Consider the following 17,618-nt stretch of genomic DNA (forward strand, 5'->3'; position numbering starts at 1 on the left):
CTTGTTTGCAAAGCACATAAATGACGAAGTAATCATCCCCAGCACGCGGATCAAATACTTAAACAAAGTGAATGCTTCTAAAAAACAAACTTACTTGAATGTTTTCCAGTCTATCGATAAAGACAACAACAACTCTCTAAGAGATAGTGCCCGTTGCTGAGAACGGCCTTTATGATTCCAATGGTGGCCGCAACAAGCTGCGGTTAGTATGGCTTTGCTAGGTTTGAGTAACTTAACATTTAGTACTTCAATTTGACGTGGGCTATCTTCAAGAAACGTACCGTTAAAAGCGAACCAACCAAACTTATTGGCGTGCAACTTTGCGTTTTCAAGATCGATTCTGTCTACTGAATCCAACTCAATATGTTCAGCACCTAGGGTATCCACGTGAATAGGAATACAACGACCAATTTTAACATTGTCAAAATACCATTGCTCGGTTTTATCGGCATCTGCTTTACCGGCCATACACTTTGCTGCTTGTTTGGCTTGCCAACTCGCATTGTGTAAATCCACTTCTAGAGGAGAGTCATATTGCAATAAGCTGTAGGCAGCTCGCTTAATATGATGTCTAAGGCCTGCTATTTTACGTTGTAATAGACTGATGTTGTTGAATTTTTGTTGGGATAGGCTGGCTAGCTCACGTTCGTAAAGGGCATTACACAACTCGGCAAAATGCTGCTGACGCTTGTCGTCAGAAAATATATCTACCTGTTTTGATGAGGGGGTAAGCATGTTTTAAAAGTGTATATATACAAAAATGGCCAGCAATAGCCGGCCATTTTATACTCTTACGGGCTTTAAATGCAGTTTTTTTGCAGTAAAAAGCAAATCTAGGATTTACTGACCTTTAATTTCAGAACGGCCATTGTATTTTACTGCGTCACCAAGCTCTTGCTCGATACGTAGTAATTGGTTGTACTTAGCTACACGGTCTGAACGACATAGTGAACCTGTTTTAATTTGACCTGCAGCGGTACCAACTGCTAAATCCGCAATAGTTGCGTCTTCAGTTTCACCTGAACGGTGAGAGATAACAGCTGTAAAACCAGCATCTTTAGCCATTTTAATAGCCGCTAATGTTTCAGTTAGTGAACCAATCTGGTTAAACTTGATTAAGATTGAGTTACCGATACCGTTTTCAATACCACGGGCTAAAATCTTAGTGTTTGTAACGAATAAATCGTCACCAACGATTTGGACTTTATCACCTAACAATTTAGTTTGGTAAGCAAAACCTTCCCAATCTGACTCGTCTAAGCCATCTTCAATTGAAACGATTGGGTACTCTTTACAAAGCTCGCCCAAGAAGTCTGAAAATTCGTTGGCAGTGAATTGCTTGCCTTCGCCTTTAAGGTCGTAAATACCTTTTTCTGCGTCGTAAAATTCAGAAGCGGCACAATCCATCGCTAATGTAACGTCTTTACCTAATTCGTAACCTGCAGCTGCAACCGCTTCTTTGATTACCGCAAGTGCGTCAGCATTTGAAGCTAAATCAGGTGCGAATCCACCTTCATCACCAACAGCAGTGTTTAAACCTTTTGCTGTTAAAACTTTCTTAAGTGCATGGAATATTTCAGCACCCATACGTAGGGCTTCTGTGAAATTAGGCGCGCCAACTGGCTGTACCATAAACTCTTGAATATCAACGTTATTATCTGCGTGCTCACCACCATTGATGATGTTCATCATAGGCACAGGCATGCTGTACACACCCGGTGTCCCATTTAGGTCTGCAATGTGTTGATACAAAGGAATACCTTTGAAAATTGCTGCCGCTTTAGCTACAGCTAACGATACTGCTAAAATAGCGTTTGCACCGAATTTTTCTTTATTTTCTGTGCCGTCTAGATCGATCATGATTTTATCAATGCTAGCTTGATCTAATGAGTCTACGCCGATAAGTGCTGATTGAATGTCTTCGTTAATGGCTGCGACAGCTTTAAGTACACCTTTACCTAAATAACGGCTTTTGTCGCCATCTCTTAATTCTAGGGCTTCACGTGAACCGGTTGATGCGCCAGACGGTGCGCATGCACGTCCCATTGCACCAGACTCTAAATATACATCTGCTTCTACGGTTGGGTTACCACGTGAATCCATAACTTCACGGCCAATAATTTTGCTTATCTTTGACATGGTTGTTGCCTTACATTATTAAAAAATGAAAAGGTCGATTCGATCGACCCAACTAATTGTGACTCTTAAAATATTCCCCTGCGGCTTTTACAAAGCCTTCAAACAAAGGATGACCATCTCTTGGGGTCGAGTTGAATTCAGGGTGAAATTGCCCTGCTACAAACCAAGGGTGATCGGGTACTTCTATTACTTCTACTAAACGTTTATCTGTAGACAGGCCTGTAACTTTTAAACCCGCAGCTTCGATTTTTCCACGTAAATTGTTATTTACTTCGTATCTGTGTCTGTGGCGTTCGTATATTTCAGATGAACCGTACATTTCGTGAACTTTACTGCCCGGTATTAGATGACATAACTGACTACCTAAACGCATGGTGCCACCCAAGTCAGAGTTTTCACTACGAGACTCAGTGCTACCTGCTGCATCTAACCATTCGGTAATTAAACCGACAACAGGATAAGGTGACTCTGGGTCAAACTCAGTGCTGTTGGCGTTATCCATACCTGCTACGTTACGGGCATATTCTATAAGCGCCACTTGCATACCTAAACAGATACCTAAATAGGGTATTTTGTTTTCACGGGCATATTTTGCTGCAGCAATCTTACCTTCTACACCCCGTTCGCCAAATCCTCCAGGAACGAGTATGGCATCAAGCCCCTCTAATATATGCTCGCCTTTGCTTTCAATGTCTTGAGAGTCAACATATTTTATATTAACAGCAAGGCGGTTTTTCAAGCCTGCATGTTTTAACGCTTCATTTACAGATTTATAAGCGTCGGGAAGTTCTACATATTTACCCACCATACCAATTGTTACTTCATTGGTTGGATTAGATTCAGCGTAAAGTACTTGTTCCCATTCTGTTAAGTCTGCCTCTGGGCACTCTAAACCGAAGCGCTCGGTGACTAACTCATCCATACCTTGTGCTTTTAACATAGCTGGTATTTTGTAAATGCTGTCAGCATCACGTAATGAAATAACCGCTTTGTCGATAACGTTGGTAAACAGCGCTATCTTAGAACGTTCATTTGAGGGTAAAGGGACTTCTGAACGACAAACAAGAATGTCAGGTTGTACCCCAACCGAACGCAACTCTTTAACTGAGTGCTGAGTGGGTTTAGTTTTTACTTCACCAGATGCTGCAAGATAAGGAACTAAAGTGAGATGCATAAACATGGCGCGGTTACGGCCTACTTCAACACCTAACTGGCGTATTGCTTCAATGAAGGGTTGTGACTCTATATCACCAACCGTGCCGCCAATTTCAACTATTGCAACGTCTACACCTTCAGCTCCTTCAATTACGCGGCGTTTTATCTCGTTAGTAATGTGTGGAATAACTTGAATGGTGGCACCTAAGTAATCACCGCGGCGCTCACGTTTTAGGACTTCTTCGTATACTCTGCCCGTGGTGAAGTTGTTGCGCTTGGTCATACGGGTACGAATAAAACGTTCGTAGTGACCTAAGTCTAAATCTGTTTCTGCACCATCGTCGGTTACAAAAACTTCACCGTGTTGTATCGGGCTCATGGTACCCGGGTCTACGTTAATATAGGGGTCAAGCTTTAACATGGTGACCTTGAGGCCCCGTGCTTCTAGAATTGCAGCAAGAGAGGCTGCTGCAATACCTTTTCCAAGTGATGAAACCACACCACCTGTGACGAAAATATAATTTGTCATAAGAACCCTAGTATAGGCGTTTTGAATTGAATAGATTTCTGTAAAGTTGGTTTGAATTTCTTATTATTAATTAAGAATAAACCATTACCGGACGGGGGCGTAGTATAAACAAAACTGCTTTCACAGACAAAGAATAATCTAAAATAAAAGACATATGGTATGTCAATTTTGTGAACACACTAATTCAGAATGGAATTTATCCTATAAGTGTATAAATGGCTCGCCCCAAACCACCTACGATTAATATCACGTTAGCGAAAAAGCCTAAAATAAAGCCAGCAGCTCGTGCGCCAGGATCTTTTACATAGCTAAAGTAGTAGATAGGTCGCCCTATTAAGAATAGCACACCAATCGCGGCCCCTAAAACTGGGCTTGCAAAATAAGCAAACACCCATAAAGCAGGGATAAATACAATGAGTTGCTCTAACGTGTTTTGTTGTACACGGTACATACGCTCCCACGTTGGGTTGCCAGTAATAGCCGGAGCCTCAACTTCATATTTTTCACGGCCCATTCCCACTTTAAATGTAAAAAATAGATATTCTAACAATGCTAACAGGGTAACAATCGCAGGTAATTCCAAGGCAGTCTCCTTTTAATCTTCTGTTGCTAAATTTTTAAGTTGGTATAAATACTCTAAAGCCTGCTTTGGGCTTAAATCATCTGGATTTATCTGTTTTAAACTTAAACGTAATTCATCTATGGAATTGAGAAGGTCAAGTTGTAGCTCCTTTTTTTGAGGAGCAACAGGATTATCACTCGTTTGGCTCTCTAATTCTATTAGTTTGCGTTTTGCTTGTTGGATCACACTTTTAGGAACGCCTGCTAATTGTGCTACTTGCAAACCGTAACTTTTATTGGCTGCGCCCTCTTGAACTGCGTGCATAAAACGAATGGTATCTTGGTGCTCAACCGCGTCTAAATGCACATTTGCAAGTTCAGCTAGGGTCTCTGCCAACTGAGTTAATTCAAAGTAATGGGTTGCAAATAATGTATATGACTGCAATTTGCGGGCTAAATACTCGGCACATGCCCATGCTAAAGAAAGACCGTCGTAGGTGCTAGTACCTCTGCCGATTTCATCCATCAGAACTAAACTATTAGCGGTTGCATTATTCAGTATATTGGCGGTTTCTGTCATTTCTACCATGAAGGTGGAGCGGCCAGAGGCTAAATCGTCTGATGCGCCAATCCTCGTAAATATGCGGTCAATAGGGCCGATTTGCGCGTTTTCTGCCGGAATGAAGCTACCTATGTAGGCCATTAAAACTATTAAAGCAGTTTGGCGCATATATGTAGATTTACCTCCCATATTTGGCCCTGTTATTACTAACATCCTGCGTTGAGGATTAATGGCTATGGGGTTGGCGATAAAGGGGGTATTCATTACATTCTCTACCACAGGATGCCGGCCTTTCTCAAAATGGATACCCGCATGGGGGGTTAATTCTGGACAATGATAGTTAAGGCTTTCGGCGCGTTCAGCCAGATTAGTTAATACATCTAATTCTGCCAAAGCATCTGCACTTAACATTAACCGAGATAGCTCAGGCAAAAGTATGTCGAATAATTCTTCGTACAAACGTTTCTCTAAGGCTAACGATTTACTTTGACTGGTTAATACCTTATCTTCGTGTTCTTTTAGCTCTTGTATGATGTAACGTTCATTATTTTTAAGGGTTTGACGGCGCACATATTCAGCAGGCACTTGATCAGCGTAATTGCGGCCTACTTCTATAAAATAACCATGAACTCGGTTGTAACCTACTTTTAGGGTTGCAATACCGGTACGTTCCTTTTCCCTTTGTTCTAATTCATCAAGATAATCTGTGGCGCCTTTAGATAGAGCTCTTAGTTCGTCTAACTCCTTATTGTACCCAGTCTTGATAACACCGCCGTCACGTATTAAAACAGGAGGCGTTTCTTCCACGGCTTGGGTCAATAAGTCGGAAAATGCTGGGAACTGGCTTATATCGTTGGCTAATTGCATTAAACCTGTATTGGCTGATTCAGCAGATTGTTCGGTAACAAAATCCTGAATGTCGGGTAGTAATATAAAGGCTTGTCGCAATCTTACAAAGTCTCTGGGGCGAGCTGAGCGCAAGGCCAAACGCGCTAAAACTCGTTGCATGTCACCCACTTGTTTTAGAGAACTTTGCAATTGCGGGTAATCACTATTTAACAAAGATTTAATGTTTGCTTGACGATGTTTTAAAATTTTGGTGTCGGTTAATGGGCGGTGTAACCATCTTTGCAATAATCGGCTACCCATAGGCGTAGAGGTTTTATCTAACACGCTGGCTAGGGTGTGATCTCTACCGCCAGCTAAGTTTTGAGTGAGTTCTAAGTTACGCCTAGTAGCTGCATCCATGAGTACCGTATCAGACTCTGTCTCTAGCACTATGTTACGAATGTGAGGTAGGGCGCTCCTTTGGGTATCTTTAACGTATTGCATTACGCACCCGGCGGCGCAAAGTCCAATCTTACTGTTGGTGACGCCAAAACCGTTTAATTCTTTGGTACCGAATTGTTGGTTTAATTGAGTACATGCGGTGTCGAAGTCAAACTCCCACTGGGGTCTGCGTCTTAAGCCTTTGCGCTGCTCAATTAGATGAAAAAACTCAAAGTCTTCTGGGTATAGCAACTCCGCAGGTTCAGTGCGTTGAATTTCGGCGATTAGTGCGTCTAAATCTTGAGGTTCACTTAACGCAAAGCGTCCGGTGGATACATCTAAGGTGGCATAACCGAAAAACGTTTTGCTTTGTTTTTTTATGCTCACCACAGCAGCAAGAATGCTGTCTTGTTTGTCTTCTAATAAGGCTTCATCTGAAACAGTTCCTGGAGTGACAATACGCTGAACTTTTCGTTCTACCGGGCCTTTACTAGTAGCTGGGTCACCCACTTGCTCAACTATGGCTACCGACTGTCCCATTTTGACTAAGCGAGCAAGGTAATTTTCAACTGCATGATAAGGTACGCCAGCCATGGGTATGGCATTACCGCCAGATTTACCCCGGGCAGTTAACGATATATCTAATAACTCAGATGCTTTTTTAGCATCATCAAAAAATAACTCATAAAAATCCCCCATACGGTAGAACAAAAGTATATTTGGGTGTTCAGCCTTAATGGTTAAGTACTGCTGCATCATAGGGGTGTGTTCGGAGGATTTAATCATGTTATTAATATGGGTTCTTTTGGAGTTGTTTGTTGATTTTTGGACATTGATACACTGACAAAATGTGTATTACCAGTAATTAAATAGTAGGGTTAATTTTCTGGTCTTTTTGTGCTAAAAATATACACGGCCTTGTTCAGGTAATTCTTTCTTGTTGCTAATAATACTTTGCTTAGCCAGTTAGGGCTAGTCTCAAGCTTTAGAAGTAATAAAACATTTAGGGTAAATCAGTTTGCGGCATGTGCTCCGTTTGAGTTGATTCCTAATAAATGCGAAATTATATTTAACGTTAACTATAAAGATTATAGGTGGTATGTTTGGACTTACGTCAAAAAATTATCACTAGAAATAACATAAGCATACATGGTTCCGGTGAAACAACTTTGCTTTTAGCTCACGGATTTGGCTGTGATCAAAACATGTGGCGATTTATGCTTCCTGCATTAATACCTCACTACAAAGTCGTTCTTTTTGATTATGTAGGCTCAGGAAACTCACAGTTATCTTATTATAACCAAGAGCGTTACAGTTCACTGCAGGGGTATGCTCAAGACGTGCTTGAAATCTGTGAAGCCTTAAACTTAAGTGACGTGATTTTTGTAGGCCATTCTGTTAGCAGTATGATTGGGATAATAGCCTCAATTAAACAGCCTGCCTACTTTAAACGGCTAGTTATGGTTTGCCCATCCCCTTGTTTCCTAAATATTAAACCAGACTATTTTGGAGGTTTTGAAAAAGTAGATTTAGAAGAGTTACTAGGTTTGATGGATAAAAACTATATTGGTTGGGCGAATTATTTATCCCCTCTTGTTATGGGGGGGAGCCAGTCCGATGAGCTTATAGGAGAATTGTCTGGTAGTTTTTGTTCAACGGACCCGCTCATTGCAAAGTCATTTGCAGAAGCGACATTTTTTTCTGACTACCGTTATCTATTGAAAGACGCTAAGCACCCAGTCATCATTTTTCAAAGCGCTCGAGACGCCTTGGCCTCTGTAGATATAGGTAATTATATGCAGCAGCAGTTGCCTGAGGCCAAGCTATGTATCATTGATGCCGAAGGACATTGTTTACATATGACCCAGCCTGAAATTGTTAATCAACATTTAAGAGAATACATTGGCGACTAAGTATCAATTTGATTGTGTAGAAAATGTTACTCCTGATCTGTTTCAATCTGGATTTTTAATTACGGATGAAAACCGTTGTATTATCTATGCGAATAGTTATTTTTCCGATGAGTTTAATTTGTTGACGGAAGAATTACTTGGGACAAGTTCTGATGGTTTGTTTACCCATTCATCTAGAATTTTTTGTGAAAGTTATTTAATGCCATTATTAGTTCATGAAGGAAATTGTGAAGAAATGCAATTAGCTCTAATAGACGGTGATGGTGACCGGGTCTCTATTATTGTTAGTGCCAGGATGGATAGGAAAAAACGAATTTATTGGAGCTTTTTTAACGCCAGCAAACGTGATCAACTCTATAATGAATTAATAGAAACTCGTAAAGAATTAGAAGCACAAACCAAAGTCCTGCAGTCTCTTTCATCAACAGATGAATTAACAGGCCTCACGAATAGACGGGAATTTAACCTAAGAGCTCCGCAGCTTATCAAACAAGCTAAGCGATATGGTTACTCTTTTGCGCTGTTTATTATTGATATTGATCATTTTAAAAATATAAATGATACATTCGGACACTTGGAAGGAGACCGTGTGTTAAAAGAACTGGGTAGTCAGTTAAAGTCTTTTGGCCGAGAGACGGACCTAGTTGCACGTTTTGGAGGAGAAGAGTTTATTTTATTGCTTCCAAATATAAATATTGAAGATGCAAAATTTCAAGCTTTACGCCTACATAGCTTGATATCTAGAATTCAAGTTAATCAGATTCCTGTTACTGTTAGTATTGGTGGCATGTTAAGTGATGGATCTCAAAACTTACGTGATACTACCAGTAAAGCGGACGATGCATTGTATCGAGCAAAAAATTCTGGACGTAATAAAACTGTATTTTATTAATCTCAATTTTAAATTAGTAAAAGCATAAAGTATTTTGTATGTTGAAATGTGCAGTGCCTAGCCCACTCTAATATTCAAATTTGAACAAATCCTATCCAGCTAGTCCGATAATCTGAATATACTATTCCAAAATAGCTGAACTTTTAGACGACTTTTACTTTGTAATTGCTTGCAAAACTGCTATTTTCAGCGCCATATGAAGTTGTTAAATAGTGTATCTAGATAGTGAGTAATTCAGACCTTAATAATATCAATGTCGCCAAGTTTGGCGGCACCAGTGTGGCAAATTTTGGAGCGATGGAAAATTGCGCCAATATAGTTAAAAACAATCCGGCAACACGTGTGGTTGTGGTAAGTGCATCTGCCGGTGTCACTAATTTATTGGTTGATATTGCTAATACTGCAATGTCTAAAGAGCAAATTAGACAAAGGTTAGCTGATATCGAAGCGATTCAATATGCCATAGTAGCTGACTTAGAGAATGCTGATGAAGTTGTCGATAAATTAGAACAATTATTAACATCGCTAACTGATTTAGCCTTACATGAAGAAATTATTCATCGAGCTGATTTAAAGGATGCCTTGTTATCTCATGGTGAAAGAATGTCATCTCTGTTGTTTAGTCAGGTATTAAAACAAGTAGGAGTGGTGGCTGAAAACTTTGACGTTCGCAACGTGCTTAAAACTGATAATCAGTTTGGTAAAGCAACTCCGGATTTAGAGCAAATCAAAACTGCAACACAAAGTATTATGCAGCCTTCTTTGGCAAACACAGTGTTTGTAACTCAAGGGTTTATTGGCTCTGATGCTGATGGTAATACCACCACACTTGGCCGCGGTGGTTCAGATTTTACTGCGGCTTTGCTAGCTGAAGCATTAGATGCTGCTACCTGTGAAATATGGACCGATGTTATTGGTGTGTATACCACAGACCCACGTATTACAGACGCAGCTCGACCTCTACCAGAATTGAGTTTTGAAGAAGCGGCAGAAATGGCAACCTTTGGCGCTAAAGTACTTCACCCTGCGACTATGGAGCCAGCGTTACGTCAAAATATTAAAGTGTTTGTTGGTTCTAGTAGAGAGCCAGAAAAGGGCGGAACCTGGATTGTTAAGGACTGTGAAACTGAACCCGCATATCGCGCAATTACCCGTCGCAAAGAGCAGGTTATGGTGACAGTGAAAACGCCAAAAATGATGTATGCACAAGGCTTTTTGCAAAAAGTATTTACTATTATTGCGAAGCACAAATTGAGTGTTGATTTAATAACAACTTCAGAAATTTGTGTATCTTTCACCTTAGATAACCCCGCCAATTCTGTTTTAGAGCGTTTAAACCAGGCAACTATTGAAGAGCTGGGGCAATTTTGTGAGGTACTAGTAGAAGAAAATTATGACCTAGTAACAGTGGTAGGCAACAATATGCACAGCGCCGCTGGTGTTTCGAGTAAGATTTTTGCTGCGGTAGCAGATTATAATTTACGTATGATTTGTTATGGTGCTAACCCTCATAACTTGTCTGTATTAGTAAGTGATAAAGATAGCAGCGATGTTGTCTGTGCCTTGCATGATGCTTTGTTTACTTAAAAACGATTAACTCAGGCTTATAGTTAGCCTAGTTTTATAGAGATTGATTTGAAAAACGCCACACGTGGCGTTTTTTTGTATCTGGCATTCAATACCTTTTCCTAGTTTACAATTTAATACACTTTCTTTTAGAGTTTACTCTTGAGTAATAGTAAGGTTGCGCCCGAAAATTTTATTTTAATTTTGAAGGATAACTTAATGAATAAGAAAGCCTTATTCGGTTTTATAGCGTTATGTAGTTACATGATGTTGACAGCATTTGTACATGCTGCAGAGACTAAAGAAGCAGACAAAAGAGCAGAGTACATTCGCTCACACTTTGCTAAATATGAATATCAAATTCCCATGCGAGACGGTGTAAAGCTATTTACATCTGTGTACGTCCCTTACGATAAGTCATCAGAATATCCCATTTTAATGCAGCGCACTCCTTACCGTGTTGCTCCTTATGGTGCTGATAAATACAAAACCAAATTAGGGCCGAGCGATATTTTTGAAAAAGAAGGCTTTATTTTTGTGTTTCAGGATGTCCGTGGTAAGTTTATGTCTGAGGGTGAGTACGTCAATATGCGTCCGCAGGATGCCGGTGACAAAGGTGGTGATGCCGTAGATGATGCCACAGATACCTACGACACTATCGACTGGTTAATTAAACATGTCCCAAACAACAACGGCAAAGTTGGTATGTGGGGCACCTCTTACCCTGGTTATTATACTTCGGTTGGAGCTATTAACAGCCATAAAGCGCTTAAAGCTATTTCTCCTCAGGCCCCAATTGCCAACTGGTTTTACGATGACTTTCACCGTAATGGCGCATTTTCTACACCTATGGCTTTTATTTTCTTCGATACCTTTGATAAGCAGCGTGAAGGACAGTTTGCATATTGGCCAGAAGGTATGAAATCAAAAACTCCTGACGGCTATGACTTTTTCCGTAAATTAGGGCCTTTAAGCAACGTTAATAAAGATTATTTTCATGGGGAGCGACCTTTCTGGAATGAACTAACAGAGCATCCTAATTATGATGAATATTGGCAGGCGCGTAATGTATTACCCCATCTTAAAAATGTAAAACCTGCCACCTTGGTTGTGGGGGGCTGGTACGACACTGAAGATTTATATGGTCCACTCGCTACTTATGAGAAAATGTCTAAAGGTAATAAAAAAGACAATGTTCATATCATTATGGGCCCATGGTATCACGGCCAATGGAATGCTAAAGATGGTAGTAAAATGGGCGAAGCTCAGTTTGGATTTAATACCAGTGCATGGTTTCAAGAGCATATTCTCTTGCCGTTTTTCAAACATAATCTAAAAGGTACAAAAGCTGAACCCTTAGCTACCGCTACTATGTTCGAAACAGGCGCTAATCGCTGGCGTGAATTCGATACTTGGCCTCCTGAGCAAGGTGAGGATGTTGTGTTATATATGGGCGCTGGAGAAAAGTTGCTAACTCAAAAAGAGTCATTGGGTGGTTCGAGTGATTACATTAGTGATCCAAGTAAACCTGTTCCTCATTCAGATAAAGTAAGTCGCGGCTGGGACAGACCTTATATGGCCGAAGATCAACGCTTTACTGCTCGGCGCACAGACGTATTAGTGTTTAACGGTGAGGTAGCAACAGAAGACCAAACCATTGCTGGTGCAATTGACATCGATTTGTGGGTGTCTACTGACCAAAGTGCGGGTGACTTTGTCGTTAAATTGGTGGATGTGTTTCCTGGTGTAGATGAAACTTCAAATAAAGTAGACAAAGAGACAGGTAACCGTCATGAGTTAGTGCGTTGGGGCATCATCCGCGGCCGGTTTAGAAACAGTATGAGTCAGCCAGAACCCTTTGAGCCTAATAAGCCTACCTTGGTGAAGTTTGAGCTACTTGATGTTCTGCACACCATCAAGCGTGGGCATAAGTTGCAAATTCAAGTGCAAAGCAGCATGTTTCCGTTTATGGATATGAACCCACAGAAATACGTTGATAACATCTTTGAAGCTAAGCCTGAAGACTATGTAAAAGCGCAACACAGGCTTTACCATAGTGAACAATACCCTAGTGCTATTACGTTTAGAGTAATTGAACATTAGGAGCTTTTGGACGTAACTGTATTTTTGTACCGACAAAGAAAACATAGGTTACTTTGTCGGTACTGTTGGTTATCATTTTGAAGTGAAAGCTCTTATGAGTGGGGTTAAGTTTTTCTCAAAGTTTTTCCACTGGTCTTTGGCGGTACTATTAATTGGTTGGCGCACTTGTTCTGAGCTAGGGGTTTTAATTGTACGTTTGGTTTTATGAAAATCTAAACAGTTTGTTTCAAAAGGTAATTGGCAAAAGTCGAGCATTCGTCTAACTTCACCTTCTAAGTCTTCTATTACATCTTCGTGCTGCACTCGCAACACAAACCCTGGTAACACTTCCTCCCAGTGCTTCATTAGTGACTGATAAGATTGATAATAGTGAGCCATGTTTTCTAAGTCGTAAGAAAACTCTTGGCCTTCGGCAAATAGTTGTTTGTATCCACTGAAACAACATGCAATTGGGTCTCGCCTTGCATCAATGACCTTGGCATTAGGTAATATGCATTTTATTAACCCGATGTGCATAAAGTTATTTGGCATTTTATCTATAAAAAACGCTGCGCCTTGGCGGTAACATTGAGTCTGTTCGATAAATTGTTGTCCAAATCTGGCGAAATAGGTGTTGTCTATTTGTTCTACTATGTGTGGGTAGCCACCTTTACTACTGCTTAACTTTGCAGCTAGCCCTAGTATGTTGTGTAGCTCCATAGTGCCATCTACTTGAGAGTGAGAAGCGAGGATTTGTTCAAGCAATGTAGAGCCCGCTCGAGGTAATCCAAGAATAAATATAGGCGCAGGGTTGTTGTCTCCAACATTTTTGTGAGACTCAAAAAAGGCTGATGTAAATACCGATTTTTGCGCATTAATTTGTTCACTGAGTTTCGCTTTAGAATAATGACTTAGCTGATTCTTTAATTTATTCCCCTGTCTGTAATGATTAAATGCGATATCGAACTGTTTGCTGTCTTCATAGGTTTTAGCCAATGCAAATTCAAAATGTACCCTGTCGTCTTGTTTGACATCAGGCTTTTCTAGTTGGGCCTGCATTTGCGTTAACTCGTGTTTGGTAAAGCGATAAGTTTTAGTATTAGCTAAACTCCAATAGGCATCACCAAAGTCAGCTCGAATAGTGTAAGCCGCTTGATAGGCGGTAACAGCTTGCTTTATGTCTCCATTTGCTTTGTGAGCGTGACCTAATAATAGTTGCATACCAGGTAAATTATGATGTTGTTTAAGTATCTGCTGATAGATAACAATAGCTTGCTCAACTTCTCCAATTCCCACCATAGCCCCGGCCTTTGCTGCAAGGTATTGAGGGTGCTCTGCTTGTTTGCTCAGTAATAATTGAGCCTGCTCTTTAGCTTGTGAAAATTTACCTAACTTAGAGAATAGTTGCACCAGTGCTAATCTTGCATCTAAGTGATCTGGGTGTATTTCAATGCAACTTTCTAACAGAAACTCAGCTTCATGGTATAGCTTTAATTTAAGACCAATTTCGGCGAGTAGCATCATAGCTTCTACATGATGCTTGTGCTTTTGCAGAAAACGCCGGCAAACAGTATCCGCAAGTGCTAATTTTCCTTCATACATTAAATCCTGTGCGCCACGTATTTCGACAGGTAACGTTGAAAGTTGTGCTATTTTTTGTTCAGCGGCCTGCTGTCCTGATGTTTGTGCATACTCTTGATACAAAGGCGCTAATTTTTGCCAACTTGCTAGAAGTGCAGGATTCAAACGTGTGGCTTTTGCGAATGCCATGGCAGCCTTGGGTTTATCTGCAGCACTTAAACTTAGATAACCTAGCTCTTGGTAGGCTCTGGCATGATTAGGGTTTAAGTTAATTAACTGGTCGATGGTTTTTGTTGCTTCTGCTATTTTCCCTTTGCTACGCTGAGCTACGGCAAGTAAATAGTTAGCTTCTATTTTTGCTTCTACAGGAAGTGCTGTTGCTAATAACTTTTGAGCTAATTGTATAGCTTTATCGATATTGTTTGACTGTAATGCACGTTTTATTTCGTCAACATTTAAATCGGTTTGGCTGGCGTTAGTATTCACGTGTTACCTCAATGTCATTCTGGTTTGTATTTTTGTACCGATAAAATAAAGGCAAGCCCAAAGCTTGCCTTTATGACTTACTTAACAATTATTTTAATAGAAGTCGTAAGACAACCTCAATCCCATTGTACGAGGGCGGTTGGTTACTACCTTAGGTGTAAACTGCTGGGTATCTATATATAAAATAGCACTTTCGTCAGTTAAATTGTCAATGTATAACTCCGCTTTCCAGTCGTCTTTTGTGATGCCTACAGATACATTGGCAATTGCATAGCTATCTTGAATGTAACGGCCACCTTGAAATACATCACCGTTAGAGTCAGTAAAAGATGTGCCTGCATAAACATCGGCTTCTTTTTGGATAGACAACCCTGAACCTGTTCCATAAATTAAGCGGGTAGCATCTTCAGTTACATAAGCATCCATTGCCATTCCGGCTAAACGTTCGCCAGTATAGCTTACTGAACCATTTATATAGCCTTCGTAACCATCGTTTAATTCGAAGAAATAACGAGCCCGGATATTCCCTGAAAACTCAGCTGAGTACGGAAGTGATGCGCCTACACTTGGGGCAATACCATCTAATTCTGCGTTTACGCGACTAAGCTCTGTATCCAATAAACTGAATGCGGCATTGATCACTAAATTATCTGTGGCTAACCAAGTAATGTCGGCATCTAGACCTTTTATATCAGCATCACCTACGTTGTCGGTAAATACCAAGAAGCTAATGTTGGTAGGGTCATAACGTGAGGTTTGCAAGTCAGTTATTTCTGAGTAATAGGCTGTTGCGTTAACTCGTAAAATACCGTCTAAGAAGTCACCTTTTAGACCAAATTCGTAGTTATCAAGGCTATCAGTTGTAGAATAGACAGGTATTCTAAACCCTTCAAAAGCGCCACTTTGATTACTTGCTAGGCCGCCACCTACACGGTTGGTTACTGGCGGTCTAAAGCCTTCAGAGTAAGTAGTAAATAACAATATGTCGTCATTCAGTTTATAGTCTAATGATGCTTTGAAAATGGTATCGTCTACGGTTAGTGTTCCATTATTATCTAACAAACTAACATCAAGTTGCCCACTTGCGATTGCTGCTTGGATTAAGGCTGGGTCTTCACCTACCGCTTCTAACTCTGATGCGTCTAATGTGCCAAATGCACGGATACGGCGGCTTACATCAACAGTAGTGGTTGACCCTTTAAAAGTATCGTCAATTTGATACCAACGTGCGCCAAAGGTGGCAGTTAATTTATCTGTGATGTCATATTCAGCTTGCCCAAAGACTGCAATTTGTTCAATGGTATGAGTAACATCATTCACAAAGCTGATTTCTGACGAAAAGGGTCCGCCGTCCGAATTTATCCCTTCAGTACCCACTAAGGTTCTTTGTAAATCAGTGAAAAAACCTAGCTCAGTATTTGCTATTTTGAATTGGCCAACAGAACTCACTTCTTGGTCATCATAGAAAATTCCAGCAGTCACACGCCATGGCTTATCTACATCAGTATTAATGCGAAATTCATGAGTGACACGTGATGTGTCAGTTTCTTCTTTATAGAACTTAGTTGGGTCAACACAGACTTCGTCAGCAGGTGTTGCTGCTTCATAATGGTTACATACATAATATGCTGCAAATAAACCACCGTTAGTATAACCAGTGTAATCAATGGTTGAACTGATTTCACGGTCGAGGTATCCACCTGTGTAAACTAAGTCTAGTTTGTCTAAGCGGCCTTCTAAGGTCCAAGTAGTTAGTCCAAATTCATCATCGTTGTCTTCTGGAACAAAACGGTTAACTGAACTTTCGCCTTCTAGGTTGGGATCGTAAGCAAACACACCTTCGGTTTCTAGTGACTGTGCCGTATGCTGGACCAAGAATGACCAATCTTCATTAATTAAATAAGAGAGTCCAAATCTCACACCAGCGTATATTGCATCGTTAAAATCATCTTCTACTAAGGTGTCATTTTTAGGAGAAATAACCGCTGTATTTTGTGGATCACTTAATACACCACCTGAAATTCTGTCGATAACGACGGCGCTACCTATATAGCCACCTTCACCAGGCTTGTTTAAGATGTTGTCAATCCAGCCACCTTGTTTGTCATTGTATGCGACCACGCGTAACGCTAACTCATCGGTAGGGGTGAAATTCATATAGGCTTCGACAGAGTTACTCATTTCGCCGCCCTTAGTACTGCCAATATTGACATCAAGTCCAGCAGAGAAACTAGTATGGTCTGGTTTTTTACTGATCATTCTAACGGTACCAGACTGAGAGCTTGCACCAAATAACGTACCTTGAGGCCCTGGAAGTACTTCTACTCGTTCCATGTCAGCAGCGTAGACATCTAAGTTTCTTCCTTGCATAGAAACAGGTTGTTCATCTAGGTAAAATGCTACAGAGGGTTGCAATGCTTGAACAGAAGATACGGCAATGTTTGATTGTGAGGTAGCAGCCCCACGAATGTAAATTTCATTTTGACCAGGTCCGGTACCTTGGAAAACGACATTCGGTAGGAATTCAACATAGTCATTAAAACTTTCAACGCCAAGTGCTTCTAATGCGTCACCATTTAGTGCTGAAACAGATACTGGGACATCCTGTATAGATTCTGTCCTTTTGGTTGCGGTAACTTGGATGGTTTCTATTTGTGCTTTTGCTGCTTTTTCTTGAGCAATAGCAGGTGTTAGAGCGAGAGCTGTGACAATGGCACAGCTAATTTTAGTTTTTTTCATGAGGGGAGCCTTGTGGGCTATTGCATGCAATGCCAAGGGGAGACGTTAAAGAGACCCAATTGCTAACAATTTTAAATCAGTACAATTTTTTTTCGCGCGGCGGTCATATTATAACCCAACAAGGCGAATATTTCCTGAGTCATT

11 protein-coding genes are annotated in these 17,618 nt (G+C 40.6%); 4 read left to right on the top strand and 7 right to left on the bottom strand.

Annotation, left to right across the window (positions count from 1 at the left end; all coding sequences use genetic code 11):
* Window positions 1-90 precede the first annotated feature (90 nt).
* The 5 genes from EOK74_RS11795 to mutS form a co-directional block, all read right to left on the bottom strand.
* Window positions 91-735, bottom strand: a complete 645-nt coding sequence (locus EOK74_RS11795) for a hypothetical protein (RefSeq protein ID WP_133470207.1) — start codon at window positions 733-735, stop codon at window positions 91-93.
* 105 nt (window positions 736-840) lie between these two features.
* Window positions 841-2,139: a phosphopyruvate hydratase gene (eno, locus tag EOK74_RS11800; protein WP_133470208.1), complete on the bottom strand. Its 1,299-nt coding sequence runs from the start codon at window positions 2,137-2,139 to the stop codon at window positions 841-843.
* Between the two features lie 52 nt (window positions 2,140-2,191).
* Window positions 2,192-3,823, bottom strand: coding sequence for a CTP synthase (locus EOK74_RS11805; protein WP_133470209.1), 1,632 nt, complete (start codon window positions 3,821-3,823; stop codon window positions 2,192-2,194).
* Between the two features lie 196 nt (window positions 3,824-4,019).
* Window positions 4,020-4,406 carry an MAPEG family protein gene (locus EOK74_RS11810; protein ID WP_133470210.1) on the bottom strand — a complete coding sequence of 129 codons (387 nt, stop codon included), beginning with the start codon at window positions 4,404-4,406 and terminating at the stop codon, window positions 4,020-4,022.
* Between the two features lie 12 nt (window positions 4,407-4,418).
* Window positions 4,419-7,001 carry a DNA mismatch repair protein MutS gene (gene mutS, locus EOK74_RS11815; RefSeq protein ID WP_133470211.1) on the bottom strand — a complete coding sequence of 861 codons (2,583 nt, stop codon included), beginning with the start codon at window positions 6,999-7,001 and terminating at the stop codon, window positions 4,419-4,421.
* Between the two features lie 317 nt (window positions 7,002-7,318).
* On the opposite strand from mutS, the gene EOK74_RS11820 reads away from it, so the two are divergent.
* The 4 genes from EOK74_RS11820 to EOK74_RS11835 all read left to right on the top strand — a co-directional run bounded on the left by EOK74_RS11820 (window position 7,319) and on the right by EOK74_RS11835 (window position 12,689).
* Window positions 7,319-8,128, top strand: a complete 810-nt coding sequence (locus EOK74_RS11820) for an alpha/beta fold hydrolase (RefSeq protein ID WP_133470212.1) — start codon at window positions 7,319-7,321, stop codon at window positions 8,126-8,128.
* Window positions 8,118-9,020 (top strand): sensor domain-containing diguanylate cyclase, encoded by a 903-nt coding sequence (locus EOK74_RS11825; protein ID WP_133470213.1) that lies wholly within the window; start codon window positions 8,118-8,120, stop codon window positions 9,018-9,020. The genes EOK74_RS11820 and EOK74_RS11825 overlap by 11 nt, the downstream gene beginning before the upstream one ends.
* Before the next feature lie 225 nt (window positions 9,021-9,245).
* Entirely contained in the window at window positions 9,246-10,607 is a 1,362-nt protein-coding gene (lysC, locus tag EOK74_RS11830) for a lysine-sensitive aspartokinase 3 (protein ID WP_133470214.1), read from the top strand.
* Window positions 10,608-10,805: 198 nt separating this feature from the next.
* Complete coding sequence (locus EOK74_RS11835) at window positions 10,806-12,689, top strand: CocE/NonD family hydrolase (protein ID WP_133470215.1); 1,884 nt, start codon at window positions 10,806-10,808, stop codon at window positions 12,687-12,689.
* 72 nt (window positions 12,690-12,761) lie between these two features.
* Here EOK74_RS11835 and EOK74_RS11840 read toward each other — a convergent pair whose 3' ends face one another.
* Window positions 12,762-14,735: a tetratricopeptide repeat-containing sulfotransferase family protein gene (locus tag EOK74_RS11840; protein WP_239024098.1), complete on the bottom strand. Its 1,974-nt coding sequence runs from the start codon at window positions 14,733-14,735 to the stop codon at window positions 12,762-12,764.
* Between the two features lie 93 nt (window positions 14,736-14,828).
* Window positions 14,829-17,474 carry a TonB-dependent receptor gene (locus EOK74_RS11845; protein ID WP_133470216.1) on the bottom strand — a complete coding sequence of 882 codons (2,646 nt, stop codon included), beginning with the start codon at window positions 17,472-17,474 and terminating at the stop codon, window positions 14,829-14,831.
* Window positions 17,475-17,618: the final 144 nt, after the last annotated feature.

Origin of the sequence: Paraglaciecola marina (assembly GCF_004360155.1) — a bacterium.
GTDB classification, from domain to species: domain Bacteria; phylum Pseudomonadota; class Gammaproteobacteria; order Enterobacterales; family Alteromonadaceae; genus Paraglaciecola; species Paraglaciecola marina.